This is a genomic window from Nocardia sp. Marseille-Q1738, assembly GCF_965283145.1.
In genome coordinates this window covers 1-25,954 of the sequence record NZ_CBDIMS010000011.1, presented here as the reverse complement: position 1 = coordinate 25,954, position 25,954 = coordinate 1, and the positions used below count along the sequence as shown (strand labels likewise).

Annotated in this window: 24 protein-coding genes; 11 read left to right on the top strand and 13 right to left on the bottom strand. The window is 68.0% G+C overall.

Translation table 11 applies throughout. The annotated features are described in order from the left end of the window. Positions 1–2 precede the first annotated feature (2 nt). The gene (locus tag ACWPXK_RS29200) at positions 3–416 is read right to left on the bottom strand and encodes a hypothetical protein (protein WP_454199378.1); all 414 of its coding nucleotides are present in this window, start codon (positions 414–416) and stop codon (positions 3–5) included. Between the two features lie 114 nt (positions 417–530). On the opposite strand from ACWPXK_RS29200, the gene ACWPXK_RS29195 reads away from it, so the two are divergent. The 5 genes from ACWPXK_RS29195 (at position 531) to ACWPXK_RS29175 (ending at position 4,434) form a co-directional block, all read left to right on the top strand. Continuing rightward, a complete protein-coding gene (locus tag ACWPXK_RS29195) occupies positions 531–722 on the top strand; it encodes a cation transporter (protein ID WP_454199377.1) in 192 nt (63 codons plus the stop codon). Positions 723–840: 118 nt separating this feature from the next. Next, positions 841–2,013 (top strand): cytochrome P450, encoded by a 1,173-nt coding sequence (locus ACWPXK_RS29190; protein WP_454199376.1) that lies wholly within the window; start codon positions 841–843, stop codon positions 2,011–2,013. A 165-nt stretch (positions 2,014–2,178) separates the two neighbouring features. Continuing rightward, positions 2,179–2,622 carry a hypothetical protein gene (locus ACWPXK_RS29185; RefSeq protein WP_454199375.1) on the top strand — a complete coding sequence of 148 codons (444 nt, stop codon included), beginning with the start codon at positions 2,179–2,181 and terminating at the stop codon, positions 2,620–2,622. 45 nt (positions 2,623–2,667) lie between these two features. Continuing rightward, the gene (locus ACWPXK_RS29180) at positions 2,668–3,183 is read left to right on the top strand and encodes a hypothetical protein (RefSeq protein WP_454199374.1); all 516 of its coding nucleotides are present in this window, start codon (positions 2,668–2,670) and stop codon (positions 3,181–3,183) included. Positions 3,184–3,186: 3 nt separating this feature from the next. Further along, positions 3,187–4,434, top strand: a complete 1,248-nt coding sequence (locus ACWPXK_RS29175) for an MAB_1171c family putative transporter (protein ID WP_454199373.1) — start codon at positions 3,187–3,189, stop codon at positions 4,432–4,434. Here the strand turns inward: ACWPXK_RS29175 and ACWPXK_RS29170 are convergent. Beyond that, positions 4,376–5,377: a DUF418 domain-containing protein gene (locus ACWPXK_RS29170; protein ID WP_454199372.1), complete on the bottom strand. Its 1,002-nt coding sequence runs from the start codon at positions 5,375–5,377 to the stop codon at positions 4,376–4,378. The two genes, ACWPXK_RS29175 and ACWPXK_RS29170, sit on opposite strands and share 59 nt — an antisense overlap. A gap of 409 nt (positions 5,378–5,786) precedes the next feature. Here ACWPXK_RS29170 and ACWPXK_RS29165 point away from each other — a divergent pair, with 409 nt between their 5' ends. Further along, the gene (locus tag ACWPXK_RS29165; RefSeq protein ID WP_454199371.1) at positions 5,787–6,446 is read left to right on the top strand and encodes a phosphate signaling complex PhoU family protein; all 660 of its coding nucleotides are present in this window, start codon (positions 5,787–5,789) and stop codon (positions 6,444–6,446) included. 61 nt (positions 6,447–6,507) lie between these two features. On the opposite strand, the gene ACWPXK_RS29160 is transcribed toward ACWPXK_RS29165, so the two are convergent. Next, a complete protein-coding gene (locus ACWPXK_RS29160) occupies positions 6,508–10,008 on the bottom strand; it encodes a hypothetical protein (protein ID WP_454199370.1) in 3,501 nt (1,166 codons plus the stop codon). A gap of 305 nt (positions 10,009–10,313) precedes the next feature. Between ACWPXK_RS29160 and mmuM the strand changes: the two genes are divergently transcribed. After that, the gene (gene mmuM, locus ACWPXK_RS29155) at positions 10,314–11,252 is read left to right on the top strand and encodes a homocysteine S-methyltransferase (protein ID WP_454199633.1); all 939 of its coding nucleotides are present in this window, start codon (positions 10,314–10,316) and stop codon (positions 11,250–11,252) included. Positions 11,253–11,407: 155 nt separating this feature from the next. On the opposite strand, the gene ACWPXK_RS29150 is transcribed toward mmuM, so the two are convergent. Both ACWPXK_RS29150 and ACWPXK_RS29145 read right to left on the bottom strand, forming a co-directional pair. Then, positions 11,408–12,268: an RNA polymerase sigma factor gene (locus ACWPXK_RS29150; RefSeq protein WP_454199369.1), complete on the bottom strand. Its 861-nt coding sequence runs from the start codon at positions 12,266–12,268 to the stop codon at positions 11,408–11,410. A 185-nt stretch (positions 12,269–12,453) separates the two neighbouring features. Then, positions 12,454–13,326 carry a haloalkane dehalogenase gene (locus tag ACWPXK_RS29145; RefSeq protein ID WP_454199368.1) on the bottom strand — a complete coding sequence of 291 codons (873 nt, stop codon included), beginning with the start codon at positions 13,324–13,326 and terminating at the stop codon, positions 12,454–12,456. A 674-nt stretch (positions 13,327–14,000) separates the two neighbouring features. On the opposite strand from ACWPXK_RS29145, the gene ACWPXK_RS29140 reads away from it, so the two are divergent. After that, a complete protein-coding gene (locus tag ACWPXK_RS29140) occupies positions 14,001–14,717 on the top strand; it encodes an HNH endonuclease family protein (protein ID WP_454199367.1) in 717 nt (238 codons plus the stop codon). 196 nt (positions 14,718–14,913) lie between these two features. On the opposite strand, the gene ACWPXK_RS29135 is transcribed toward ACWPXK_RS29140, so the two are convergent. Continuing rightward, entirely contained in the window at positions 14,914–15,357 is a 444-nt protein-coding gene (locus ACWPXK_RS29135; RefSeq protein ID WP_454199366.1) for a hypothetical protein, read from the bottom strand. An 86-nt stretch (positions 15,358–15,443) separates the two neighbouring features. On the opposite strand from ACWPXK_RS29135, the gene ACWPXK_RS29130 reads away from it, so the two are divergent. After that, the gene (locus tag ACWPXK_RS29130) at positions 15,444–16,235 is read left to right on the top strand and encodes a helix-turn-helix domain-containing protein (RefSeq protein ID WP_454199365.1); all 792 of its coding nucleotides are present in this window, start codon (positions 15,444–15,446) and stop codon (positions 16,233–16,235) included. 371 nt (positions 16,236–16,606) lie between these two features. Here ACWPXK_RS29130 and ACWPXK_RS29125 read toward each other — a convergent pair whose 3' ends face one another. The 6 genes from ACWPXK_RS29125 to ACWPXK_RS29100 all read right to left on the bottom strand — a co-directional run bounded on the left by ACWPXK_RS29125 (position 16,607) and on the right by ACWPXK_RS29100 (position 23,042). Then, entirely contained in the window at positions 16,607–17,530 is a 924-nt protein-coding gene (locus ACWPXK_RS29125; protein WP_454199364.1) for a LysR family transcriptional regulator, read from the bottom strand. 78 nt (positions 17,531–17,608) lie between these two features. Then, positions 17,609–18,811, bottom strand: coding sequence for an FAD-dependent oxidoreductase (locus tag ACWPXK_RS29120; protein ID WP_454199363.1), 1,203 nt, complete (start codon positions 18,809–18,811; stop codon positions 17,609–17,611). 180 nt (positions 18,812–18,991) lie between these two features. Further along, positions 18,992–19,636, bottom strand: coding sequence for a PadR family transcriptional regulator (locus ACWPXK_RS29115; protein ID WP_454199362.1), 645 nt, complete (start codon positions 19,634–19,636; stop codon positions 18,992–18,994). Between the two features lie 60 nt (positions 19,637–19,696). Next, positions 19,697–21,730, bottom strand: a complete 2,034-nt coding sequence (locus ACWPXK_RS29110; protein WP_454199361.1) for a DHA2 family efflux MFS transporter permease subunit — start codon at positions 21,728–21,730, stop codon at positions 19,697–19,699. 55 nt (positions 21,731–21,785) lie between these two features. Beyond that, the gene (locus ACWPXK_RS29105) at positions 21,786–22,742 is read right to left on the bottom strand and encodes a sigma-70 family RNA polymerase sigma factor (RefSeq protein ID WP_454199360.1); all 957 of its coding nucleotides are present in this window, start codon (positions 22,740–22,742) and stop codon (positions 21,786–21,788) included. A gap of 78 nt (positions 22,743–22,820) precedes the next feature. After that, positions 22,821–23,042 carry a hypothetical protein gene (locus ACWPXK_RS29100; protein ID WP_454199359.1) on the bottom strand — a complete coding sequence of 74 codons (222 nt, stop codon included), beginning with the start codon at positions 23,040–23,042 and terminating at the stop codon, positions 22,821–22,823. 173 nt (positions 23,043–23,215) lie between these two features. Between ACWPXK_RS29100 and ACWPXK_RS29095 the strand changes: the two genes are divergently transcribed. Beyond that, entirely contained in the window at positions 23,216–23,857 is a 642-nt protein-coding gene (locus ACWPXK_RS29095) for a TetR family transcriptional regulator (RefSeq protein ID WP_454199358.1), read from the top strand. On the opposite strand, the gene ACWPXK_RS29090 is transcribed toward ACWPXK_RS29095, so the two are convergent. After that, complete coding sequence (locus tag ACWPXK_RS29090; RefSeq protein WP_454199357.1) at positions 23,854–24,495, bottom strand: TetR/AcrR family transcriptional regulator; 642 nt, start codon at positions 24,493–24,495, stop codon at positions 23,854–23,856. The two genes, ACWPXK_RS29095 and ACWPXK_RS29090, sit on opposite strands and share 4 nt — an antisense overlap. A 281-nt stretch (positions 24,496–24,776) precedes the next feature. On the opposite strand from ACWPXK_RS29090, the gene ACWPXK_RS29085 reads away from it, so the two are divergent. Beyond that, complete coding sequence (locus tag ACWPXK_RS29085; RefSeq protein WP_454199356.1) at positions 24,777–25,652, top strand: oxidoreductase; 876 nt, start codon at positions 24,777–24,779, stop codon at positions 25,650–25,652. The last annotated feature ends 302 nt before the right edge of the window (positions 25,653–25,954 follow it).

Genomic DNA, 25,954 nt, shown 5'->3' with positions numbered 1-25,954 from the left:
AATTATTTCGCGGTCAACGGTTTCGAGGTGGAAGCCGTCGCCCCGCGCTCGCCCCGCGCGGGGGTATGCAGCCACCGCCGCCACGCCGGCTCGCGTGCGGCCTGGTCACCTGTCTCAGGAGTGTCTGCCGCGAGATCACGCCGTACCGCCGCCATCTCGCGACGAGACTGCCTGAGCTCACGACGTGCCGCCGCGCTGCGCCGGGTGACCCGCCAGGCGCCGGACAGCACGAGCGCCAGCCCGAGCATCCCGATTGCGCCCAGCACGATCCCGTAACCGAACAGCGCGCCGGTAGAGCCGTGGAACTGGTAGTCGAATACCGCGAATTGCTGGACGTCGCCGGTGTTGCCAACCACTGCGGCAACCCCGATGATCACTGCCGCGATCAAGACGACGAGCCCGATGATGATGATCATGACAATCCCTGTTGCCTCGATTCGTTATGACAACTCGGCTATTCCCGCGGCCGGAGCGATCAAACCGGGCAAAACGGACCGTTTGCATCCGGCAAATCGGTCAATGCGAAACGCATGACGTACACGATTACTTTGCACAATGTGACCCGGGAGTCCGCGTCGGCGATCGAAGCGACACTGCGCGGGGTGAACGGCATCGATTCGGTCGACATCGATGTGCCGTCCGAGCGCGCCCTGGTGAACTCCACCCTCACGCACGGCGAGGTCCTCGACGCCATCCGGCAGACCGGAGTCGCCGCCTCCTGATCCGGGCCGCGCGGGCCACCGGCCGGAATGCGCGCACCCGGACGCATTCGCTCGGCTGGTCCGCGGGCAGTCCACGCATCATGCGCATCCATCGCGGGCCGTGCGGGATGATGACCGGGTGACGGACGTGTTCGACTCCGCCTTCGCGCGGGACCCGTGGCCAACACTCGATCGGTTGCGCACCGCGGGCGGCGTGCACCGAATCCGAACACCCGACGGTCCCCCGGCCTGGTTGGTAACCCGATACCGCGACGTGCGCGCCGGACTGCTGGATCACCGGCTGTCCACCCGGGTCCACTACGCGAACGCGGAAGACTATCGCGGCTTCACCGTGCCGCCGCCGCTGGACAACCTCCTCAATGCCGCCCCGGCCCACCACGCGCGGTTGCGCGGTCTGATGACCGCCGAGCTGTCGCCGCGGCGTCTGGCGGAGTGGACCGAGCTGGCTCCCGTCCTGGTGAATTCGCTACTGCGCGATGTGGATTCGGGCGAGCCGATCGATGTCGTCGAACGCCTCGCGGTGCCGCTGCCCGCGGCGGTACTCGGGGAACTGCTCGGTCTCGACGAGCCGACCCGGGAACGCCTGCTGGGCTGGGCGAATTCGACGCTGCTCCCCTCGGCGTCGCCCCCGCGCGCCCGCGACACGCTGACCACGATGCTGGCGATCATCACCGATGCCACCGCACACGCGCGTACGCACCGCCCGGACACGGTGCTGGGCCGCTTGGTGGCCGCACACGCCGACGCCGGATCTCCTAGCGCCGACGAACTGGCCGGACTGCTGTTCTACCTGCTTTTCGTCTGGTATGAGGTGCTGGTCGATCTGGTCGCCGGATCGGTGCTCACCTTGTTCGGCCGCCCGGATCAGGGAGAACTGCTACGCGCGATGCCGGACAAGCAGGCGGCCGTGGATGAGCTGCTGCGCTATTTGTCGCCGCAAGTGCTCGCCGGGCCGCGTTTCGCGACGACCGAGCTGACCATCGGCGAGACCACGATTCAACCGGGGCAGACTGTGCTGCTGTGCCTCGCCTCCGCCAATCACGATCCCGAAATCTTCGATCGGCCCGAGGAATTGGATCTGACCAGAGACCGCGGCGCGCAGCTCGCACTCGGTTACGGAGTGCACGCCTGTTTGGGCAACGCGCTGGTGCACACGCTGACCGCGGCGGTGCTGGACCACGTCCTGACCCGGTGGCCGGATTCGGTGCTACTGGTGGACGAGCGGGATATCGCCTGGCGCTCCGGATTTCGGCATCGCGGACCGCTCACGCTGCCGATGAAGCTCCGTTGAGATGGGGCGAGCGACGATGATCGCCCCACCTGCTGCCGCTCTCGGGAGCCGGGCCTCTCGTGGTCGCCCGGCTGTGCGGGGCGACCACACCGGCATGTGCTGGCGGAGCACGGACGAGTATGATCTACGACACACACCCTGTCAACTACAGGAGACACACTGACCATGGGGGAGGATCCACACCCGTTCACCCGGGCTCTCAACGCGCTGATCAATGGGATGCACCCGCCCACAAGCAAAGACGGACGTCCCCTGGAGATCACCCACCGAGCCCTGGCCGAGGATATCCACCGCACCACCGGAGCGCGCCTTTCCGCGAACTACCTCTGGAAGCTGCGCACAGGGCAGGCGGTGAACCCGTCCTACGAGACGCTGGAGGTGTTCCGCGGCTACTTCGGGCTCGACAGCCTCGACCCGTTCACCGATCCGCAGCTGGCCGCGGCGCGGGGCAGCGAATTGGCATTGATCAACGCGCTCAAGGGAAATGCCGAACACGAGGTGCTGGAACTGGTGCTGCGCGACGGGCTGCAACAAGGTACGGTCCGCGCGGAGTCGGTGCTGGCGATGCTGGACATCCTGCGGCGCATCGAGAACGAAGACCGCGAGTGAGCGATGCGGATCGCGGCGTGGAGCAAGGACGGAGGTGACTCGCCGGTGCTGGATCGTCGATGGCTGCGGCGCGAACTGCGCGGCCTCGGACTACCCGGCCGGTTCACCGTCGGCGAGCTCGCCGAGGCGGTGGCCGCGCGCCGCGCCCGGCCGCTGCGGCTGCGCGCGGAAAGCTTCCCCGTGACCGGCCTCACCGGCGGCCTGCTGGTCACCGAAACGATCGACTTCATCGCCTACCAGCGCAATACCTCGAAGGTGCACCAGGACCACATCGTCTGTCACGAGCTCGGCCATCTGCTGGCCGGGCATCGCACCGTCGACGTGCGCGGCGCGGAAGCGGTGCGGCTGCTCGCCCCGAATATCGACCCGGCGGTCGTGCGGCGCATGCTGGGCCGCACCAGCTACGCCCAGCCGCAGGAGCAGGAGGCGGAGGACATCGCGAACATGCTGATGGCCCACCACATCACGCACTGGACCGCCCGGGAGGAGTGGGTGCTGCCCGACTCCGCGCCCGTCGCCGCGCGCCGGCTGCTGGACGCGCTCGGTCCGGGACAGGGCTGAGCGATGTGGTTCGCGGCGGTGTACGGCGGCATCGGCGCCTTCGCGTTCGCGGCGTTCGTATGGCGCGTCGGTCTCGCCCTTCGCAGCCCGGATAATCCCGCACGCTGGGCCGTCGCGTTCGCGATCCTCGCGGCGGGCATCGGGTTCGAAGCCGCTGTGCCGCAGACTTATACCTGGCTGGGAGACGTTTCCGGCATCCCGAATCTGGCTTCGCTTGTCGTGTACGGCGCCATCGCGACCGCTGTGCTCGCCCAGATCGTTTGGACCGGGTTCATGGTGGCGCCCCAGGAGCCGGACAATCGTGCCGGGCGGCGCATCCTAGCGCTGCCATTGCTCGTGCTCGCGGTGCTGGCGCTGCTGTTCATGGTGGCCCCGGTGCACGACGAGAGTCATCCCACCGACTTCGACGATCATTACGCGAAGGTCCCGCTCGCGGTGGCGTTCCTCGGCGTCTATCTCACCGTGTACTCGGCGGCGCTGATCCGGATCATTCTGCTGTGCCGCAGGTGGATCGGCGAGGTGGACCGGATCTGGTTGCGGCGCGGCCTGCGGCTGCTCGCGGTGGGCAGCACCATCGCGCTGGGCTACAGCGTGGGCAAGGTGATCGCGATCGTCGCGGCGTGGTCCGGCATCGGCCTGCGCCGCCTCAACACCGACATCGCGCCCGCGTTCGCCAGTCTCGGCGCGACCGTCATGCTGGTCGGCTACCTGTGCCCCTCGCTGGCGCCGTGGCTGCTGCATACCGTCGCGCGACTGCGGGCGCTGCCCCGGCTGCGTCCGCTGTGGCTGGCGCTGCACGAGGTTGCCCCGGAGCTGGCGCACACGTCGTCCCGGCGCCGTCCGGCCGCGCGGGACCGGGTGTACCGCAGGGTGATCGAGATTCGCGACTGGCTGCTGCGCCTGCAGCCGCATCTGACCGCCGAGGCGACCGCCGTCGCCGAGCGTCTTGCGACCGAACTGGCGGTCCCGGAGCGCACACGGCCGGCCGCGATCGAAGCCGCACGCATCGCCGCCGCGCTGCGGGCCTACCGGCTGGGTCTGCCACCGACTCCCGACGACGAATCCTTCACCGAGCCGCACCAGTCCACGCTGGCCGGCGAACTGGCGTGGCTGGTCGAGGTCGCCATCCAATTCGACACCGCACCGCTGGTGCCCGCCACGCTGGCCGCGCTGGAAACCGGGGCGGCCGCGGTCAATACCGGCGGCTCGGCACCCGCGCCCGACGGATCGGCACCACCGTCCACCAAGTAACACACCACCACGCCCATTCGAGCGGACCGTAGTCGAAAAACCGCAGCCATACGGCGCTGAACAGCGCCTGCCCCACGGTGATCGCGACCGCCGCACCCAGCAGCGCCGCATAGTCGGCGGAGCCGGACAACCCGAGGCGCGGTTCGGCGAGCAGGACCAGCGCGGTGGCGCCGACGTAGTTGGTCACTGCCATCCGGCCCAGCGGCTGAAGCACCTCCGACAGCACCTGTCCCGGTTCGATGCGCAGCAGCAGCAGAAATCCGGTCAGGTAGGCAAGCGCGCCGAGCAGACCCGCCACCGCCGCAGCGGGGGTCGACCACAAATCCAGATACGGGGTCCGGTACTCCCACCTGCCCGCCACCACCGCGGCGGGCAGCGCGAGAACGAAGACCACACCGATCTGCCAACCCCGCTCGCCCAGGGTCTCGACGATTCCCGCGCGGGCGACGGCCAGGCCGAGCAGGAACAACCCGGGCACCAGAGCCAGGTCGCCACCGAGGGCCACCGCCACGCCGATGGTGCCTGCCAGGCCCGCGATCAGGACCATCCAGTTCGGCAGCACAGCCGCGGGCAGCAGGATCGCCAACCCGACAAGCGCATACGGCAGCAGCGCCTCCCCCGGCTGGAACTGCTGATGGATCAGGCCGATGACGCCGAGCGCGACCAAATGGCGGACCAGGACAAGTCGCGGACGCTCGCTCCGCTCGGCCGCATGGTCCAGCAGCAAGGCGAAGCCGAGCCCGAACGCGAACGAGAAGATCGGCAAGAAACGTCCTTCGAACACCACCGTCAGCGCATGCCCGACCGGGATCACCACGCCCGTCTCGTCCGTCGCGGCCATGCCCGCGATCTGCCGGATGGTCACCACCAGCATCCCGCACAGCGCGAAACCCCGTACCGCGTCCAACTCGGGGATGCGTAGCGGGCCTGCGTCGTTGTGCATGGATCTCACGGTATCGAGCAGCCGCGCCCGCGCCGGGATCTCGCGAGGAGATGTCGCTGGAGCCGCTGGGGCTCTGGCCGAGGCCGGAGCCGCCCTGCGCGAGCAGGCCGAGTGACGCATGCCATAAATCTCAGTGCCGCACTACCTCTCTGCGCATCGGGACCCGGCTGACGATTTCGCGCGCCTCCGCATCGGTTCGAAAGCAACGGATCGCCCGCGGCGGCGTGCGCCCCTGGTACGGGCAACGGAAACCACCTATCCGGCCTGCGATTTCGCCTGGCCGCGGCAAAGTGGGACGGCCGACCGCTCGCGGGTGGAGCGCGAGATGGTAGCGCCGAAGCGATGTCGTTACCGAAGAACATCCGGTAAGGAATCGACCCCGCGCCGGTCGATAGGTGAGAATTTGGCGGTGCGGACCCAGTTCACTGCCGAGCTCATCGCGTTGACCAAGGACTTGACGCTGATGTGCACGCTCGCCCACGACGCCGTCGAGCGTGTCACCGACGCGCTGGTCGACGCCGACCTCGCCGCCACCTACGAGGCCTTCGCGCTCGACGAGCAGTTGCAGAAGATGTACGGCGCGTGCGAGGCGCGCACCGTGGTGCTGTTGGCGTTGCAGGCGCCCGTCGCCCGCGACCTCCGGCACGTGGTGACCGCGATCCAGATCGCCGGTGAACTATCCCGGATCGGATGGCTGGCCAGCCGGGTCGCCGACCAGGTGTACCAGCGCCACCCCGGGCACGTTGCTCCGCAACCGATTCTGGACATCCTTGCCGCGATGGGAAAGCTGGCGGCCGAGCACACGGCATTGGCAGGGCGGGCGGTCTCCGGTCACCAACCGCTGTCCGAGGAGACGCCCGCCGCACCATCGATGGAAACGCTCCACGAGCAATTGCATTCGGCGCTGCGCGACCCCGCGTCCCAGCCGCCCACCGATATGGCGATCGACAACGCCCTGCTCGGGCACCACTTGGAACGCTGCGTCGATCACACCGCACGCATTGATCGGCTGATCCGCTTCCTCGACACCGGCGTTCCCCCGACCGCGCAGCCCAGCGACGACGAGTGAGCCCAGGTCCGAGTGCCTCGACCACAGGCGCTCGCCGGTTACGTGGGCTGGTGATCCGGCCTCAAAGCTGACCGCTTGGGGTCGGATCAACGCGATCGGCGCTAGAGCCGATAGTGCCGCCTCCCGATCCCGGCGCGGGCATCGGTGTACTCCAAAGGGTTCCGATGAATTCCAGCATGCGATGGCACACATCGTTCCCGTAGGACGGATTGTTGCCCGCGATGGCGATGGCCACGAAGTAGGCCGAACCGCGGCCGGTGCCACGCAGCACGGCCGCGCTGGACGACATCGGCAGGTAATGCTTGCCGGGAATGTTGTTGTGCCCGCGAACAGCGACCGCCTGGATCGTGATCGACTGGAAGAGCGCATCCCAGTCGGCATTGCTCGATGCGGTGGCGAAGTCGTCATTCGTGGTGAGCGTGATGCCCTGGGAGCCCAGGGTCGCCGCCAGATCGGCCCAGCGTCGCTTGACGGCGGTGATGCGCGAATCGTCGCCGGTGTATCCGCGCACGAAGTCCACGATCGGAAGATAGGCGACACGGCCGGTGGACTGGATGGCGCCACGGCCACGGAACTTGTAGAAGTCGGACTCCTGCAGGAACGCCGTGGAGCCGTCGATCGTGGTGGGCACACCAGTCGGCCAGACAGTGCCTTTCCATTCCGTGCGGTCGCGCACCGCCCGCGCGGTGGGCGCCAGCGTCCCGAACACCGCGAGATAAATCGGATCGTGGAAGCAGGCGCAAGCGGTGCGGTTGCCATTGCTGGTGTTGTAGCTGCCCTTGGTGAAGGGATTCTCGCCGGGGCGGTGGATGACGAAGGAATCGAACGCGTACGACAGCCCGGGATGACCGTGACCGCCGACGGTTTCGGCGCCACGGAACAGCAGCCGTCCACCGGTCTCGTGCAGGAACGTCGCCATCAGCGTGGCGAATTCGGGCAGCGTGATGCCGGGAACTCCGGCGCCGCGGTCGGTGCCGACGATCGCCGGGAAAGCGTTCCAGGTTTCGGTGAACCGTTCGAGCGTATCGATGTCCATCGACATCGATAGCGGCCCCCAGCTGCCGCGCCCGGCCAGGGTGGCGCTATACCATCCAGCGAAGTTTTTGCCGGTGGTGTCGAGGAAGTAGTTGTCGACGTCGGTGGCATCGAAGAATTCGACGGCGGCGGATTGGCCGAGCTGGGTGTCGTCGGCCGCCGTGATCGGCACGGTTGTGCCGGGCGCCCGGGAGCCGACCGTGACGTAGTCCTGGTCGTAGCCGCGCTGTGCGGCCTCGGTGAAGGCGAACACGCCGCGGGTCGGCATGGTGATCAGCCGTTCCGCCTGTGCCTCCGGCGGCGGATCATCGACCACCACGCCGACAGCAGTCAGCGGATAGGCGACATGGTTGCCGAACACCTCCAGCGGGGTCGGCATCGCGACATCCGCGAGTGTCTTGCCGCCCTGCCACGGCAGCGATTCGAAGGCGACGCTGATGTCGGCGGTCCGAGTAGCCAGCATGATCGCCCGGTTGTAATAGGCGTTGTCGGTGTTGACGTGATCGATCAGGCGCTGCGCTGCCTGATACTCCGCCGGTGTCAGCGATTTCTCCGGGGACCAGGTGGGCGGCAGGTCGGCCGGGCGGGGGCCTGGTCTGCGGATGAAGGTAACGGTGTTGGACGCGCCGTTGAGCGGGAAGTAGAACTCGACGTCGGTGTCGTCGAGCAGCGCGACGGCACCGCCCGGATGGAAGGCCCTGATGGCGAGGCGGTCCATCCGCCATTCGTCATCGTCGTGCAGCACGAACTCGAATCCGACCAGATCCCGCCACGCGACCGGGCCGCTGGACGGCTTCGCGATGAACCAGCACATCGCGGTGTCGCTGAGGCGCTCGCCGACATTGACGTTGTCGGTCTCGGAGCCCTTTTCCCATCGCTCGAGCAATGGCCGGGTTACCGTCGAATTGCCGTCCACCGCGATCAGATTCACCATCATCGGCTCGTCGGTCTTGTTCCGCAGGCCGTCGGAGGTCCGCACACCGAACTCGAAGAGCGCGAACCGGATGTCCCCCTCCCAGAACTGAGGGATCGGCTTGTCCAGCTTCGTGGGGTCGACATTGTGCAGCGTCTGGATCCTGGCGACCTGATCCTGCTTGGCCAGGGCCGTGAACCCGGGCGAGAGCGTCGGATCCACCAGGACCGGTTCGAGCGCGGCCCGATGCCGCAGCAGTTCCGCCATGCCGAAAGTGGTGATCGCTCCTGGATACTTCACCAGCACCGCGGCACGTCGGCGAAGGAACTGCACCGTCACCCGATAGTGGCGCAGCACCTCGTAGTACAGGATGGTCAGCGTGCGCGCGCTGTTGTAGTTGGAGAAAGTGCGGGTCTGAATCGACTCATTCACTTCCTGCCCGGCCCGGATCACCACCGTCGAATTCAGTTCGCGCTGTGCGGCACCGGCCTGCCAGAAGCTGTCGCTGAGTCGCTGCACATTCTGGGCGGTCAAGTCGCGGCTGCCCGCGCTGGTCGCGGTGCAGCCGCCCATGCTCCACGCGTCGCCGACGGTCGCACCGAGGCCGGCAACGCCGAGATTCCCGCCGCCGCCGGAGTGCGCGACGCCGCCCAGGAAACGGGAGCCGTACTGCATTTCGCGCAGCCCGGCCTGGACGGTTTCGCTGATGGCGCGGTCGCGGTGCGTCTGGTGCAGTATGTCCTCGGTCAGTTCGGTCTTCTCATCGCGTTTGGCGATGCTGTCCCAGGACCAGTCGATCACGGCGAGTTTCACCGACTCACCGGGAGCCAGCGGTATGCGGTAGCGGATCTCGCCCAGGGAATGCCCGAGCGCGCTCCAGGTGACCTTGTACTCATCGATGTAGGCGGCGCGATAGGGGTCAGGGATATCGCTGCCCGGTGGGTCGTCGCTGAGCCGCACCACCTGCCCGGTGACGAACTGGTGCAGCGAAAGCGTGGCCGGAGAGAGGTTATCGCAGCAGTGCTCGCCGATCAGCTGGTTGGGGTCGGTCGCGAACGACGACGGGGACAACTGCCAGTCGGTGAGGCTCGGGTTCTGCATGGAGCACATGCCCGCCTCGTAGTGCGGCGGCCGCAGACCCGGGTGCGGCACCACCAGCCTGCCGACCACCGCGCCGACGGTGAACCGGCTCTGGTTCAGGACGTCGATCCACGCCGAGCATCCATAGGGCAGAGCGCGGATGCTGACGGGCTCCTCGCCGCCATCGCCGTCGCGGCGCACCACCCCAGCGCGACGGCGGCCCGCCTCGCTGTCGAGTTGGTGGCAGACCGGTGACGGCAGCCGGGTGAGGTCGTAGGACACATATCCCACGTGGTCGGTCCACAGCACACCGAGCGGCGCCGACCACGAGACGGACCGATCCGAGGCCGGCAGCGCCTCCACCCCCGCCGAGACAGCCTCCTCGATCCGGCCACCATCGGAACCGGGGTCGTACTGGGTGACAACGACTTCGGCGTAGATGGGGTGGCGGGTAATCGGTCCGCCGGTTTCCTTGTCGATCAGATAAAGCCCGAGATGGGTGAGAGAACCGAATTGCTGCATCACTCGATCCATTCGCCGCAGTATGGGGCTTCGGACGGTATCCCCGCGAATCCGTCCTGGTCCCGCGTAGTTCACTACGCGAAATCCGCCTCGAACCCCAGAAGCTGTGGTGTCGCTCGTACCGCCGGTACTCGTTCCACCACGCGGCGTTGCAGTAGACCGGATCAGCGGCGATACCGTTGCTTCCATCGCTGCGAGCGGTGTATCCCGGACCCGGTCTCGACGAAGCGCCGCGGACTATCGGAGACACCGGGGCTCGGCTGGCGTGTCGCCAGCGCGGCGTGCACTCACGGTCGAGGCACTAGAGTGGACCCGTGCTGTTCGACCCCACGTCGGGGGTGCTGATCTCGGACGGCGGCTTGGCCACCGAGCTGGAGGCGCGTGGCCACGACCTGTCCGACGCACTGTGGTCGGCCCGTCTGCTGGTGGACGATCCCGCCGCGATCGAGGCCGTACACGCGGCGTACTTCCAGGCGGGCGCCGATATCGCGACCACCGCGAGCTACCAGGCTTCGTTCGACGGGTTCGCCGCGCGCGGGCTGAGCCGAGCGGAGTCGATCCGGCTACTGCGCCGCAGCGTGGAGCTGGCCCGCGCGGCGCGCGAGGCTTGCGCTGAAGAAAGGCCCCGATGGGTCGCGGCCTCGATCGGCCCGTACGGCGCGGCCCGTGCCGATGGATCGGAATACCGAGGACGCTACGGGCGCAGCGTGGCCGAACTACGGGCGTGGCATCGGCCGAGAATGGAGGTGCTCGCGGACGCGGGCGCCGATCTGCTCGCTCTGGAAACCATCCCCGACATCGACGAAGCCGAGGCATTGGCCGACCTGGTGACCGACATCGGTGTGCCCGCGTGGCTCAGCTACACCATCGAAGGCAGCCGCACCCGGGCAGGGCAGCCGCTCACGGACGCCTTCGCGGTGGCCGCCGCATCGGACTCGATCATCGCTGTCGGCGTGAACTGCTGCGCGCCCGCCGATGTCACCGCCGCGATCGAACTCGCCACCAGCACCGGCAAACCCGTGATCGCCTACCCGAACAGCGGCGAAGGCTGGGACTCCGCGCGCCATACCTGGACCGGGCACGCCCAATTCGCCCCGGCACAAGCACGCACCTGGGTCGCACGGGGCGCACGCGGCATCGGCGGCTGCTGCCGCGTCGGCCCGGCCCACATAGCCCGCCTCGCAACAGAGCTTCGCGGAACGTCACCCTCGAGCGACCGCAATGCGTCCGCCCCTTCCAACCGAACTTCCGGTTGAGCACCCCTGTCCGGCGGACGAGAGTGCGGCCCGACGGCACTGCCATCCACGGCGACCGGTACTACGTGGACTTCTCCAAGCCGCAGGCAGCGCAATCGAACTCCGGCAGCGCCGGATCGTCGTAGCGGCGATGCTCCTAGAGGGTTCCGAGCGGGTCAGCCCTCACCCAGCATGGGGAAGCGGCCCGAGCCGAGCAGGTCGGTGATCGCCTCCATTTTCGCCTGGGGCGCGGCATAGTCCGGGTGTGCCCGCAAGACCGATGCCGCGTCGTGCAGGCGGATCATCTGCTGTTCGGCCTCGGCCGCGGTGCGCCCGCCGGAGCTGACCGGATGGCGTGCGAACACCGGTTTGCGCGGGTCGACGCGGCCGAGGGCCAGCGCCTTGTCCACCCGGCGTGAGCAGCGGCAGAACGCCGCCGGGTCGACCAGGCCACAGGTCGCGTTCATGAAGTTGCCTAGCCGCTTCTTGGCGCGTTCCCGCCGTTTCCGATAGGCGGCGGGGGTGATGCCGAGAACCCAGGCGGCCTCGGTGGAGCTCAGCTCGAAAACATCGCCCAGCACGAAGGCGATCCGCTCGTCGCGGGCCAGGCACTGCAGCATGCCCTGACTACACGTGAGCCGCACCTCCGCGGTCAGCAATTGCGCCTCCGGACCCCGGTAGTCCGCGTCCGCGAGCCCGTCGGCAAGTCCTTCCCGGTAGGCGTCCAGACTCAGCTGCGCGGCCTCCTGCGGGGTCTGCCGTCGCAGATTCAGCAGGTAGTTGACGCCGATGCGGTAGGCCCAGGTGAGCAGCTTCGCCTCGGCGCGCCAGGTGTGCAGGTGGTCGAGGACGCGCAGCAGGATGTCCTGTGTCGCGTCCTCGGCCTCAGCGGGTCGCCAGACCATGCGCAGGGCCAGCCGGTAGAGCGGGTCCTGCAACTGGCGCACCACCTGCGCGACGGCGTCCCGGTCGCCCGCGACCGCACGGGCGACCATGTCCTTCTCTTCCGCGGCGACCAGGTCCTGCTCCGTGCCCATCCGGCCATCATTCGGCCTGCCTCGCCGCCGGCGCAAGCGGCGCCGGTCACATCCGGCTACCGCCGCCACATCCCACGAGTGGCACACCACTGCAGCAAAACGCGAGTAGGCCCCTCCATGGTGTGCCACTCGCGAGACCCGCAGACCGGGCGGGCACGGTCGAGTCGATCGGCGAGGAGGCCACGTCAGGACCGTGCGGCCGCGCCGAGCAGAGCGTGCCGGTCCAACCAGTCCGCGACCGCGCGGCCGATTTCGTCCGGCCGGTCCTCCGGCGCGTGGTGCCCGGCCGGACCGATCGGCGCCACCTCGGCGCTCGCGAAGGTGGTCGCGGCCCAGTCGATCACCTCCGGCGAACCCAAGCCGACGCCGTTCTCCAGCGCCATCAGCAATTTGGGCACCTCGGGCGTGGCCGCCGCCCATGCGCCGTACTCGCGCACGATGGCGACCACATCGGCGGGTTCCCCGTCGAGCGGGAACTCCCGCGGCCACACCAGCAGCGGCTTGCGCGACGCCGGGGTCGGATACGGTGCGCGGTACACGTCGTGGTCCTCGACAGCGAGGTTTGCGACGCCCTTCGGCAGGTTGAACTCGATGAAGGTGTTCTCCTCCAGGATCATTCGCTCGCCTTCGGCGGACCGAAACTTGCGGAACAGCTCAGCGCCGAGCGGGGGCAGTTCGTCCCAGGCCATCGGCCGCAAAAAGGTCTCGATCAGCGCGATGCCACGCACCCGGCCGGGATGCCCTGCGGCCCAATGCATGCCGAGCGCGCCACCCCAGTCGTGGCCGACCAGGACCACTTGGTCCAGCCCGAGCGCGTCGAACCAGGCGTCCAGGTATGCGGCGTGATCGGTGAAGCGGTAGCCGCTGTCGGGCTTGCCCGACTCCCCCATCCCGATCAGGTCGGGTGCGAGCGCTCTGGTTCGATCGGCGACGTGTGGAATCACGTTACGCCAGAGGTACGACGAGGTCGGATTTCCGTGCAGGAACACCACCGGGGTGGCACCCACGCCGGTGTCGCGGTAGTTGAGAAACGAGTCGAGTACTTCGACGGTGGGCATGATGTCGTCCTTCCAAGGTCCGGCTTGCTTGCCTTCACCTGGTTTCGACACACGATCACGGCCGCTTGTGACCGACCATGTGGTGACACTCATCACAGTTGTCGATGCTCCACCGCGGCGCGCATATCCGTAGTCATGCAGTAGATACATGGCGGAAACTGAAGATCATCTGAGAAATTTTCCGGAACATCCGAACGAACTTGCCAATCGACGTCCCGGCTATCTACTGTCTCGATACGTAGAATCAAGCATGATCGAGATGGAGCGAAAAGGTGCTGGTGCGCAAGCGACTACAGGTCGCCCGACGCACCGGCCCCGCCGGATCCCGATCATCCCTGATCGTCACGAGTGCGTCCGGAGCAGGCGCGGCTCGACACCTCGGGACCTCCCCCTCATCAGCCCCGTGGTGTCGTCCCAGTGCGGTCTTCGGAGTGGACAACCATCCGCACAACCGCGCGGCTCCCCCGGTCTCCTCGTGACAGACCGCCCCCGAGTCGGCGCCGGCACGGCGATTCGGGGGCGGGCCCACTACTGCTGCCCAACCGCCTTGGCGCACCAGTCCGATCCGGGCAGCTGTGCCGAATCTCATATGCGCCGTTCGTCTGTGTCGGCGCCGTCAATGGATACTTTGACGCCGGTTACAGTTTCCGGTGGGTTCGGCGTTAGGAAGTTCGATGAAATCCACAGCACACCGCCTGGCCCTGATCAGCGTTATGGTCGCGACTTCCCTCGGACTGGTCTCCTGTTCCTACGTCGGAACCAGCGAGTCGACCGCGGCGACAGGTTGTGGTTCCGGCGGCAAGGCGTGCATCGCCGCCATACCCAGCCGCGACGCCCTCGCCCTCCTGAATTCCCTGCGCGTCGCGGACCGCGCCGCCAAAACCGGTTACAGCCGGGAGGAATTCGGCCCGCCTTGGTCCGACAACGTGTCGGTGCCCGGCGGCAACAACGGCTGCGACACCCGCAACGACATCCTGCAGCGCGACCTGACCGACGTGACGTTCAAGTCGGGCAACTGCATCGTCGCGACCGGGACGCTCGACGACCCCTACACGGGCAAGACCATTCACTTCAAGCGCGGCGCGAAGTCATCCGACGATGTGCAGATCGACCATGTGATCGCGCTCTCCGATGCCTGGCAGAAAGGCGCTCAGAAGCTGTCCGCCGAACGCCGCCGCGACCTGGCGAACGATCCGCTGAACTTGCAAGCCGCGGACGGCCCCACCAACCAGTCCAAGAGCGACTCCGACGCGGCCGAGTGGCTGCCGCCGAACAAGAACTTCCACTGCGCCTACGTGACCAGGCAGATTCAAGTGAAGGCGGCCTACCAGCTCTGGGTTACCCAGTCCGAAAAAGACGCCATGGCCCGGGTACTCAGCGCCTGCCCGTAAACCGTCGCGCGTGCGTGGGTTGCACGCTCGGTCGGCAGTCGCGTGATCGCTCACGCGACGTTGCCCTCGTGGGCTTCCCGTGGCGGTACCCGCTGTCAGCAGGGATGGTCTTACATGGGGTTTCCAGCGGGCTCGTTTACCGTCTCCCCGCAACTCGGGGAGGACGCGCAAAACGCTCAATAGGCAACGGCATTCATCATGCGACCCCGATGTACTGGTGGTCCCACTGAATCCGGCCGGTGTCGTCCAGCGCGATGACGTCGTATCCGCCACCGACCACCGCGCCATCGGACTTGGTCACCATGTGCCAGGTGATACCGATCAGGTTCACCGACAGGCGCACCGCCGGCCCCTTCGCCGCGAACACGTGCTCGCCCGGGGCGACGAACTCGTCGTACGCGCGGTCGACGCGGCGATCCAGTGCTTCGTAGCCGCGGATCTCCACGGCCGGGATCGGAAAGGACAGCGCGGCCAACGCGTCGCGCATCGCCTGCGGCGGGTCGACCAGCACTTGGGCGCCGTCCGCCGACCACAGCTGCCGAATCCGCTGATGCCTGGCCTCGGTGTCGGGCTCGTTCCACAGCGCGACGTACCGGTCGGCGAAGTGCGTCAGTTCCTGCTCATCGAATTGCTTGCTCATGCGGCACAGCTTTGCCGGTCGTGGCGGTCGTGTGCGATTCCCCGCAGGGTATGGCGAGTGACCGCGCGGCGACCAATACTGCTGCCATGACGACGGCGACGGAACCCACCGGGTTCGCTCGGCAGCTCAGGCATTGGCGGACGCTGCGCCGGGTCAGCCAACTCGACCTCGCGATCCGCGCCGACACCACGCAGCGCCACCTGAGCTTCCTGGAGCAGGGACGCTCGCGACCGGGACGCACGATGGTGGTGCGCCTGGCCGAATCGCTGGACCTCTCACTGCGCGAGCGCAACGGACTCCTGCTCGCCGCGGGCTACGCGCCGATCTTCCCCGAATCAGAGCTCCAGACCGCGGAATTGGCGCCGGTGCTGGAAGCGCTGCGCGCCATCCTGGACGGTCATCTGCCCTACCCCGCGCTGGTCGTGCGGCCCTACGGCATCCTGCTCGCCGCCAACGCCGCTTTCGACGTGCTCACCGAGGGCACCGCGCCGTGGCTGCTGGAACCTCCGGTCAACGTGCTCCGGCTCGCGCTGCACCCTGATGGCTTGGCCGCCCGAGTGGTCAACCTGCCGGAATGGGGAAGGCACGTCACCGAGGCGCTGCGCGGCCGGATGGCGCGCAGTCCCGACCCCTTCTTGGACGAACTGATCGCCGAGCTCGAAGGCTATCTGCCGCAGGCCTATCCGGGCCCGGACCACCTGGGCTTCGCGGTGCCGCTGCGCCTGCGCTGCGACGACGGCGAGTTGCGCTTGATCACCACACTCACCTCGTTCGCCACCGCCGTCGACATCACGCTCGCCGAACTCCAGCTGGAGGCCTTCCTCCCCGGCGACGAGCAGACCGCGCGCATTCTGCGCGACCGCGCCGCACGACGGTAGCGTCCGCCACCGAGCGCCACCGCCAGACCGACGCCACGATCAGTCGGACGTGCGGGTCGGGCCACCACACCGGGCTGCGTCCCAGAAACGCCGTATTGATCGGCGGATCGGCCGGGTCCGACAACGCCACCAGTCCACGCCGCACAGCGATAACGCGGCAGCACATGGACGCCCGCGGGCGGCGCTCATGGCCGCTCACCACTGCGGCTGGAGGTGCGAGCGGGCCGCCACATCCGGGCAGCGCACGAGCAGCGCGGTGTCGATTGGCGGTCAGCCCGGTCCACCAGCGCGGTCAAGATTCCGAACCCGACTCGGCGGCATAGCGAGAACGCGGCAGGCTCAGACGTCCGCAAGTGCCGCGCTCATCGCGATCACCACTGCTTGGCCGCCGCGATCAGTCGCTGGTACACCAGCTCGACGTGCGGGCGGGGCGCCGCGCCGGGTCGGCGCACCAGGAATCCCGTATTGATCGGTGGGTCGTCCGGTTCCAGCAGCGCGACCAGCTCCCCCGAATCCACCTCGGCCGCAGAGAGATAACGCGGCAGCACGCTGATACCCGCGCCCGCCGCGACCGCCGCGGTGACCGCGCGCAGGTCGGCGACGACGAGCGCCGCCTCGGCGGTGAGCCGGATGCCGAAGACGTGTCGCCAGTACCTGCGCAGGATCGGCAGATCCGGCGCATAGCTGATCAGCGGGACATCCGACAGCGCGACCGGTCCCTTGTCACGCAACAGCCCGGTGTCGATCCGCGCGGCGACCGACGGCGCCGCCACCAGGATGAATTCCTCGTCGAACAGCGGTTCGGCGACCAGTGTCCGGCCTCTGGGCCGAACCGTGGACAGCACCAGGTCGTAGTGTCCGGCGCGCAACCCACCGAGCAGGTCGTCGGTCAGTCCCGCGTCGACCATCAGCCGCACACCCCGGGCGATCAGTGGCGCCAACGCCGGGAGCGCCTGCACCGCAAGGAGTTCGGCGGGACCGGCCAAGCGCACCGCGGGCTGGGGCGCTGGCTCGGCACGACGGGCCGGACCCGCCACGGTGTCCAGCGCGTCCAGCGGTGCGGCGATCCGCGCCGCCAGCTCGGTCGCGGCGGCGGTCGGCGCCACCCCGCGCGGCAGTCGGTCGAACAGCCGCGAGCCGAGCCGCTTCTCCAACGCCTGCAACTGACCGGTGACCGTCGGCTGGGACAGCCCCACCAACCGCGCCCCCGCCGTGATCGACCCCGCGCGGTGCACGGCCAGAAAGGTGCGGAGTTGATTCAGATCGACATTCCCATCGGAATCCCTATCGTCCACCGCACAAGTCTATTCCCTGCCCGATACCACCGGCTTGTCGAAGTCCTGCCGGTCCGGTGAACCGGCAGGACTTCGCCACTAGGCCGCCGCGAGTTCGCTGGCCGCGGGCGCGTCCCAGTCGATCCGGTAACGCTGCTCGGGACCCATGGTCTTCTCCGGGTTCATCACCGTCTTGACCATGATCGGGGCGAGCAGCTGCATCATCTTGCGCGTCACCGGCCCCGGCGTCTTGCTGTGGTTGATCTTCGCCGCACGCGCCGCGACACCCTCCACCCGGCCGCGCCGCAAACGCTCGTAGACGGCGAACGCCTCCGGAGTGGGCAGATCGCGCAGGCAGCGGGCCAGCTGCACGGCGCTCTCGATGGCCAGCGATGCGCCCTGGCCGGAACTGTTGGACGGTGCGTGCACCGCGTCGCCGACCAGCACCATTCGTCCGCGGTACCAGTGCGGCACCGGCGGCATGATGTGCAGTGCCCCGACCACCTCCAACTGCTCCTCGGTGGTGCGCCGGGCCAGTTCGCCACCCGGGGTGTCCTCGGCGTAGGTCTCACGCAGAATCTTCAGCCACTGCGCGCTGGGGATGGCCCGCGCCGCGGTGAGCGACAGGTACTCCTTGTGCGGCAAGTTGGCGCCCCATGCCACTCGCCCGTCCCCGAGCGACCAGTACAGGTAGTACGCACGCTTACCGAACGCGAAAGTCATCGTGTCCGGGGGGATGTCGGCGTCGCACTCGGTGATCGCGCCGAAGCCGAGCATGCCGGTGTAGTCGGGGCCCGGCGCGTTCGGGTCGATCAGCGTGCGCACGGTCGAGCGGATTCCGTCGGCGCCGACCAACACGTCGGCGGTGGCCGTGCTGCCGTCGGTGAAGCGCGCGGTGACGCCCGACTCGTCCTCGCGCACGTCGACCAGGCGCTTGTTGTACTCGAACGGGACGCCCGCCGCGACCGCGTGCCGGTGCAACGCCTGGTGCAGTTCGCTGCGATCGACCAATTGCAGCGGCGGCACATCGGACAGGGCGGGCAGGGACAGCAGCTTGTCTCCCATGGACATGGTCATCCCCGTGACCGGCAGCGCGATATCGCGCACCGGATCACCGGCTCCGATGATGTCGAGCGCGGCGACGCCGTTCGGCGCGAGCGCGAGCCCGCTGCCGATGCCGTAGGACGGGCCCGGATAGGCCTCGTAGACGCGGGCGTCGATGCCCGCTTTGCGCAGGGCCGTCGCGACGACGGGTCCGGCGATGCCGCCTCCGATGACCAGGGCGGTACGTGTTGTGGACATAGGTGTCTCCAGGATTCGTGCGATACGGGTTTCGGTTGCCCGAACCGACCCGCGCGCCATCCACCCGGTTATCCTGTGGTTGCCAGCCTTGTAGCCGGGTGCGCGTTCGCGGGCGCGGTTCGAGACTGTTCGATCGGGCCCGGCGGTGGTGTTGCCGCACCTCGCCGGGTCCGGTCTCGGCTAGCTCTCGGCCATCCCCCTCTCCACCAGTTCGGCGACCTCGGACGGTCGCATGCCGCGGTCGTGCCACTGCCGCCACTGCGCCAGCCCGGGGAAGGTGCCCTCGGTCAGCTCGTCGCGCAGGGAACGCGTCCATGCCACTTCGGCTTCCAGCATCGCCACCCCGAACTCGGTCTCGACGATGAACAGTCGCGGCAGCGTCGTGCTGAGTTGGTCGAGTTCGCGGCGCACCGTCGCGATGGTCTGATCCAGCGCGTCGATGCGTTTGCCGAGCAGCTCGATCACTTCCTCCGGGGGCAGCACCGCGAGAATGGACAGGCCCGCCAGGAACCGGTGGTGTTCCGGCTCCGGCGTGGACAGCAGTTCCCTGGTCCAGTCGGCCATCTCGGCGCGGCCCGCGTCGGTGATCTGGTAGATCACCCGCTCCGGCCGCGCGCCCTCGCGTTCACTGCCGACGACCTCGAGGAAGCCGACCTTCGCCATGTTCTGCACGACGGTGTAGAGCGAGCCCCACTTGATCGCCATGTCGTGCTCTTTGCCCCGCTCGCGCAGGGTCTGCGCGATCTCGTAGCGATGCATCGGCCGCTCGACCATCACGGACAGCACCGCGAGCGCCAGCAGGTTGTCGACCTTGCGTTTCTTCATCGCGGCACCTCCTTACTCGTCTACGAATATACGTGCGCGAGTATTAATCCGCAAGAGGGCTCAGGCTGGTACGGATTCCTCCTCGCGCGCCTGGTCTTCCAGCAGCTTGGTGGCAATGTTCGTCAGCGCCTGATCCAGCAGCGCGCGGTCGGTGGGATCGGCTGCGTTCCAATCGTCGAGCCTGCTGTCCAGCCAGCGCCGCCACGCGGCTTTGATCCGGTCGAGTTCGGCGGCGCCGGAATCGGTGAGCCGCAACCGTTTGCCCTCCCTGCTCAGATAGCCCTCCGCACCGACCTGGTCGTAGATCGGTTCGATCACCTCGTCGGGCAGATGGTGCGCCCGCGCGATCGCGGCCAGCGTGGCATCGCCCGTGATGCGGTCGCGCAGATACACCTGACCGAGCGCCCACGCCTCACCGGGCGTGAGGTCGCTGTCCGCGTCGGCGAGAATGCGCGGGCCGATCGGCTGCTCGTCCCGCGCTTTGCGCATCGCCACCGCCACCGCCCGTTCCAACTGCACCAGTCGATCGGGCGAATCGGGTACCGAAAACCCTTCGCCCACATCACGCGCGCCAGCCCGTGCGCTGTCCCGCAACGGCACCTCCGGGAGAAACCAGGCGATCACGAATCCGGCCAGCGCGACCGGAACCACCCAGAAGAACACGTGATCGATCGCGGTCGTGTACGCGTCGATGATCGGTGCCGACTGCTCGGCGGGCAGTGCGCGCAGCGCCTGCGGGTCGACCGCGACCTCCGGCGGCACCACCCGCACCCGCGTCAGCGCGTCGGTCAGGTTCGGGCCGATCTCGTTGCTGTACAGCGTGCCGAAAATTGCCGTGCCGAACGCGCTTCCGAGCGTCCGGAAGAACGTGACCCCGGAAGTCGCGGTGCCCAGCTGGGCATAGGGCACGGTGTTCTGCACGACGATGGTGAGCACCTGCATAGCCAGGCCGATACCGAGTCCGAGAACCAGCATGTACAGCGATTCCAGCCAGACGCCGGTGGTCCGGTCCATGGTGGACATCAAATACAGCCCGATCGCCATGACCAGCGTGCCCGCGATCGGAAAGTACCGGTAGCGCCCGGTCTTGCCGACCACTTGACCGGACAGGATCGAGGTGGCGAGCAGACCGGCCACCAGCGGCAGCGTGCGCACGCCGGACATGGTCGCCGAAACCCCGTCGACGTATTGCAGATACGCGGGCAGATAGGTAATCGAGCCGAGCATCGCGAAGCCGACAATGAAGCTGAGGACCGAGCACACCGTGAACACCCGACTGCGGAACAACCCCATCGGGAGCATCGGCTCCCTTGCTCGCAATTCCACGGCGACGAACGCGCCCAGCAGGATCGCCGCCGCGACGAACAGACCGACGATCATCGACGAACCCCACGCGTATTGCTCCCCGCCCCACTCCAATCCGAGGATCAGACAGGAGACACCCAGCGCCACCAACCCGATACCGGCGTAGTCGATGATCGGCTTGGCGGCGGCGCGCACCCGCGGGATGGTGCGTGCCGCCAGGGCGATCATGAGCACCGCGACCGGCACGTTGACATAGAAGCACCAGCGCCAACTGGCGTGGTCGGTGAACAGACCGCCCAGCGTCGGGCCGATCACCGTGGTCACGCCGAATACCGCGCCCAGCGCACCCTGGTACTTGCCGCGCTGCCGCAGCGGAATGATGTCGGCGATCAGCGCCATCGAGGTGACCATCAACCCGCCGGCACCGAAACCCTGGATCCCGCGGGCGACGACCAGCACCAGCATGCCACCCGCCAAGCCCGCCACCATCGAGCCGACGATGAAGATCAGCCCGCTGATCTGGAACACCAGCTTGCGCCCGAACAGGTCGCCGAGCTTCCCCGCCAGCGCCGTGGCCACCGCCTCGGCGAGCAGGTACGACGTGACCACCCACGCCATATGTCCCGCCCCGCCCAGGTCGGCGACGATGGTGGGCAGCGCGGTGGAGACGATGGTCTGATCCAGGGCCGCCATCAGCATGCCGAGCACGATCGTTCCGAACACGATGTTGGTCTTGGCCCTGCTCATCGGAGCAGCCGGGTCATCGGCGACAGCAACCGCACCGGTCATCAGCCCAGTATGGGACGTTGCCGCCGAGGTGGCATCCCAGCGACACGACAGCGAATCAGCCGAGCATGCCGTCGAGTGCCTTGGCCCGCGCGGGCTGTCGCAGCTTCGCCATGCCTTTGGCCTCGATCTGGCGAGCGCGCTCGCGGGACACTCCGTAGGTCTTGCCGACCTCGTCGAGAGTTCGCGGTTCTCCGCCGCGCAAGCCGAAGCGCAGCGCGATCACTTCCGCCTCGCGGACGGTCAGCGAGCCCAGCACCTTGTCGAGCTGGCCGCGCAACGCGGACTCGGCGACCGCGTCGGACGGGTCCGGCGCGGTATCGGCGATGAGTTCGCCGAATTCGGTGGCGCCCTCCCCGACCGGCGTGTGCAGCGAGAGCGGATCGCGGCCGAGGTCGAGCAGTTCGCGTACCTTATCCTCGGACAGCTCCAGTTCGGCGGCGAGTTCGGCCACCGTGGCCGCACGGCCCTGCTGCTGGGCGAGCGCCCGCTGCGCGCGGTTCACCCGGTTGAGCACCTCGACGACATGCACCGGAATGCGGATGGTGCGGCCCTGGTCGGCCAGCGCGCGCCCGATCGACTGCTTGATCCACCAGGTCGCGTAGGTGGAGAACTTCAGTCCGCGCCGGTGGTCGAACTTCTCCACCGCGCGCATCATCCCGAGCGTCCCCTCCTGGATCAGGTCCAGCAGCGACATGCCCGCCGGTGTGGGATACCGCTTGGCGATCGAGACGACCAGGCGCAGATTGGCTTCGACCATATGGTCTTTGGCGCGTCGACCGTCCGCGATCCGGCGGCGCAATTCCCGACGCTCCCGCGCGTCGAGTTTCGCTGGATCGCCGGAGTTTTCGAGACGACGGGCGGCGCACTCACCCGCCTCGATCCGCTCGCCGAGCTCGAACTCCTGCGCGGCGGTGAGTAGTGCGGTACGGCCGATGAGCCGTAGGTAGTCCTTGATCGAGTCCTCGCTGACGGTGCCTGTGAAACGGGTCGAATGGGTGCACAACTGGGTCACGGAACGTCCTTCCTGCCGGGGCGGACCGTTCGGCGGCGCGCCGAGCACGCCGCCGAACGGCGGGTTGGGGAGCGGTGGTCAGCCGCGCCCGGGAATCCGCAGCGGTCGCCGCGGCTTGGCGCGATAGGCCGTTGCGGAGTGCATCGGCTTGGTTTCCTTCCGTCCTCGGCGCACTGCACTCGGGAAGGAGTGGGGGCGCTCCGCGGCGATCCGGGAGGTGGGGGTTTCGCCGACTCCTTCGGTGCGGAGCAGGCGAACCGCGGCCTCGATGGCGGTGTGAGCGCTGGTCTTGTCGGGCATGGTGGCTGATCCCTTTCGGTCGATGGTGGAACTGACGCGAGCCGCAGCTGCTTCGACAAGTCCTTGGTTCATCCGCGCTGACCCTCCTTCGTTCTAGTGACGACCGCAAACTTATGTCGCACCTAAAAATATGTCAAGAAGATTTTTATGTCGATATCAGCTATCGTGGCGGCATGACCTCAGCGGACCTCGGACTTCGTGCCAGAAAGAAGCAGCAGACCAGGGACAACATCTCCCACCACGCGACCCTGCTGTTCCTCGAGCACGGCTTCGACAAGGTGACGATCGCCGACGTCGCCGACGCGGCGCAGGTCGCCAAGATGACGGTGACCAACTACTTCCCCCGCAAAGAGGACCTCGCCCTCGACTTGCGCGACGTGTTCGTCGACCAGCTCGCGCGTGCGGTGCGCGAGCGCGAAACCGGCGAGTCCGCGCTCGCGGCGCTGCGGCGGGCCTATCTGGACGCGGTGGCGCGGCACGATCCGGTGGCCGGCTTCTCCGGACCGGAATTCGCCCGGATGATCACCGACAGTCCGGCGTTGGTGGCCCGGTTACGCGAGTTCCACGACGAGCGCGAGCAGGCGCTCGCGACTACGCTGGCCAGCGAAACCGGCTCCGCCGCAATCGATATCAGGCCCCGCGTGGTGGCCGCGTTACTCGGCGGAGTGCATCGCGTGCTGTTCGACGAAACCCTGCGCCGCACCCTCGACGGGCAATCCAACGACGACATCGCCACCGCCCTCACCGAATACATCGGCACCGCGTTCGACACGCTGGAACAGGCCATCGGCGATTACGCCGTTCGCGGCGGTTAGCTCTCTTCCGGCCGCTCCAGCAGCGACATCGCGATCGGGACGAGCAGATCCACCAGTTCGGCGGCGGCCGGGCGCGGGTCGGCGAGCACCCACTCGTGCGCGAGCCCGTTGATCGCGCCGATGAGAGCGCTCGCGGCCCATCCGGGTGCGCCGCGTACCCGTGCACCGGGCGCGACCACCGGCACGACGTGGGACTCCAGCACGGACGCCCAGGCGTGGCGTCGCCGGCGGCGGTGCCGCTCCATCCGGTCGCTCACCCCGACCACCTCGATGAAGGCGAGCTTGGCGCGATAGGGGTCGGAGCCGATCGATTCCAGATAGGCGGTGACCACGGCGGTCATCGCGGTGGTCAGATCGAATCGGGGGTCGAGTTCCCGCATCCGCGCCAGCACAGCCGCGGCGGCCTCGTCCTGGATCCGGTCGTAGGCCGCGACCAGCACGTCCTCCCTGGTGTGGAACTCCTCGTAGAACTGCCGCTTGGACAGGCCCGCGGCGGCGCACACATCGGCCAGCGAACAGTCCGCGTAGCCGCGCTCGGCGAAGATCCGCGTCGCCGCCTCGAGGAACCGCTGACGCCGCTCGGCCTTCCGCTCCACGACGGCGCGCCCGCCGTATTGCCTGCCCACTGTGGCCGTCACATCTTCCACCGTAGCGAAATCACAGCGACCGCGACCGGTCCGTGCGATCACCCGATCCCAAGCGCTGGCGACCGACATCTGCACACCGCCACCCGGCGGTGTGGCGGAGACAGTGGAATCTGTGCGCAGCCGCCCAACGCAGCCGATCGACAGCTCGACGACCACGCAAATCCCCGTGTCGCGGCGGCGATCCCCGGAAACTGGCGCTCGCGTCTGAGACGATCTAGGCCGAGTACCGCACACACCTTCCCCAGAAACTTACTCCAAAGTAAGGTTGGCCCATGGCGTGGAAACCTACTGAAATCCCGGATCAGACGGGACGCACCTTTGTCATCACCGGCGCGAACGGCGGTCTCGGTGCCGTGACCACCGAAGTCCTCGCGGCCAAGGGCGCGACCGTGATCATGGCCTGCCGTAACGCGGCCAAGGCGAAGGAGGTCGCCGACCGCATCGACGGCGATGTCCGGGTGGCCGAACTCGACCTTGCCGACCTGGCCTCGGTGCGCAAGTTCGCCCACGACAGCGGCGAATTCGATGTGCTGATCAACAACGCGGGGCTGATGAACCTCCCGTTTTCCCGGACCAAGGACGGGTTCGAAACCCAGTGGGGAGTCAACCACCTGGGGCACTTCGCGCTCACCGGGCTGCTGCTGGACCGGATCACCGATCGTGTGGTGACGCTGTCCAGCATCGCGCACAAGCAGACCCCGAAGCTCTGGATCGATGACCTCGACTACACAAAGCGCCGCTACCAGCGCAATCTCGCGTACGCGCAGGCAAAGCTGTGCAACCTGATGTTCGCGCGGGAACTGCAACGCAGGCTGACGGAGTCCGGGTCCGCACAGCGTTCCTACGCGGTCCACCCCGGTGTCTCGGCCACCGACCTCTTCGCGCACACCGAGACGCCGCTCGACCACATCGCCAAGCCCTTCATCCGCCTGATCGGCCACTCCCCCGCCAAGGCGGCCCACTCGACGCTGTTCGCGGCGACCATGCCCGACGCCGACCCCACGGTGTACTGGGGCCCGACCAGGCTCTTCGGCACCCAGGGCCCGGTGCGCCCCTCCTCGTCCACCCGCCTGTCGAAGAACGAAGACCTGTGGCAGCGGCTGTGGACGGAATCCGAGCGGCTGACCGGCGTCATCTACTCGTTCTGAGCGCCACCGGCCCGCCCGCGTTATCGGCAACCAGATCAACCGCAGACACTCGGTGCCGCGTGTACCACTCAGCGCCACCACATCGGCCCCACTCCCGATTTCGAGCGAAGCGAGATCGAGCATTGCTCGTTCGCGGACCGGCTCGCGTCCGAGCGGCCGCCGCGTCCGCGACGCAGTCGCCAGCGGCGGTCGCTCGGACGCCCCCCCCAAAGGGGGCGGGCGAACCCGGCGGCCCGGCGGCCCCCGCACGACGCAGCCCCACGGCCCGCGCGGGAGGAACGGGGGCACAAAAGGGGGGGGCG

Coding starts and splice junctions, on each gene's coding strand:
- ACWPXK_RS29200 (WP_454199378.1), bottom strand. CDS start 416: ATGATCATCATCATCGGGCTCGTCGTCTTGATCGCGGCAGTGATCATC.
- ACWPXK_RS29195 (WP_454199377.1), top strand. CDS start 531: ATGACGTACACGATTACTTTGCACAATGTGACCCGGGAGTCCGCGTCG.
- ACWPXK_RS29185 (WP_454199375.1), top strand. CDS start 2,179: ATGGGGGAGGATCCACACCCGTTCACCCGGGCTCTCAACGCGCTGATC.
- ACWPXK_RS29175 (WP_454199373.1), top strand. CDS start 3,187: ATGTGGTTCGCGGCGGTGTACGGCGGCATCGGCGCCTTCGCGTTCGCG.
- ACWPXK_RS29170 (WP_454199372.1), bottom strand. CDS start 5,377: ATGCACAACGACGCAGGCCCGCTACGCATCCCCGAGTTGGACGCGGTA.
- ACWPXK_RS29160 (WP_454199370.1), bottom strand. CDS start 10,008: ATGGATCGAGTGATGCAGCAATTCGGTTCTCTCACCCATCTCGGGCTT.
- ACWPXK_RS29150 (WP_454199369.1), bottom strand. CDS start 12,268: ATGGGCACGGAGCAGGACCTGGTCGCCGCGGAAGAGAAGGACATGGTC.
- ACWPXK_RS29145 (WP_454199368.1), bottom strand. CDS start 13,326: ATGCCCACCGTCGAAGTACTCGACTCGTTTCTCAACTACCGCGACACC.
- ACWPXK_RS29140 (WP_454199367.1), top strand. CDS start 14,001: ATGAAATCCACAGCACACCGCCTGGCCCTGATCAGCGTTATGGTCGCG.
- ACWPXK_RS29135 (WP_454199366.1), bottom strand. CDS start 15,357: ATGAGCAAGCAATTCGATGAGCAGGAACTGACGCACTTCGCCGACCGG.
- ACWPXK_RS29130 (WP_454199365.1), top strand. CDS start 15,444: ATGACGACGGCGACGGAACCCACCGGGTTCGCTCGGCAGCTCAGGCAT.
- ACWPXK_RS29120 (WP_454199363.1), bottom strand. CDS start 18,811: ATGTCCACAACACGTACCGCCCTGGTCATCGGAGGCGGCATCGCCGGA.
- ACWPXK_RS29115 (WP_454199362.1), bottom strand. CDS start 19,636: ATGAAGAAACGCAAGGTCGACAACCTGCTGGCGCTCGCGGTGCTGTCC.
- ACWPXK_RS29110 (WP_454199361.1), bottom strand. CDS start 21,730: ATGACCGGTGCGGTTGCTGTCGCCGATGACCCGGCTGCTCCGATGAGC.
- ACWPXK_RS29100 (WP_454199359.1), bottom strand. CDS start 23,042: ATGCCCGACAAGACCAGCGCTCACACCGCCATCGAGGCCGCGGTTCGC.
- ACWPXK_RS29095 (WP_454199358.1), top strand. CDS start 23,216: ATGACCTCAGCGGACCTCGGACTTCGTGCCAGAAAGAAGCAGCAGACC.
- ACWPXK_RS29085 (WP_454199356.1), top strand. CDS start 24,777: ATGGCGTGGAAACCTACTGAAATCCCGGATCAGACGGGACGCACCTTT.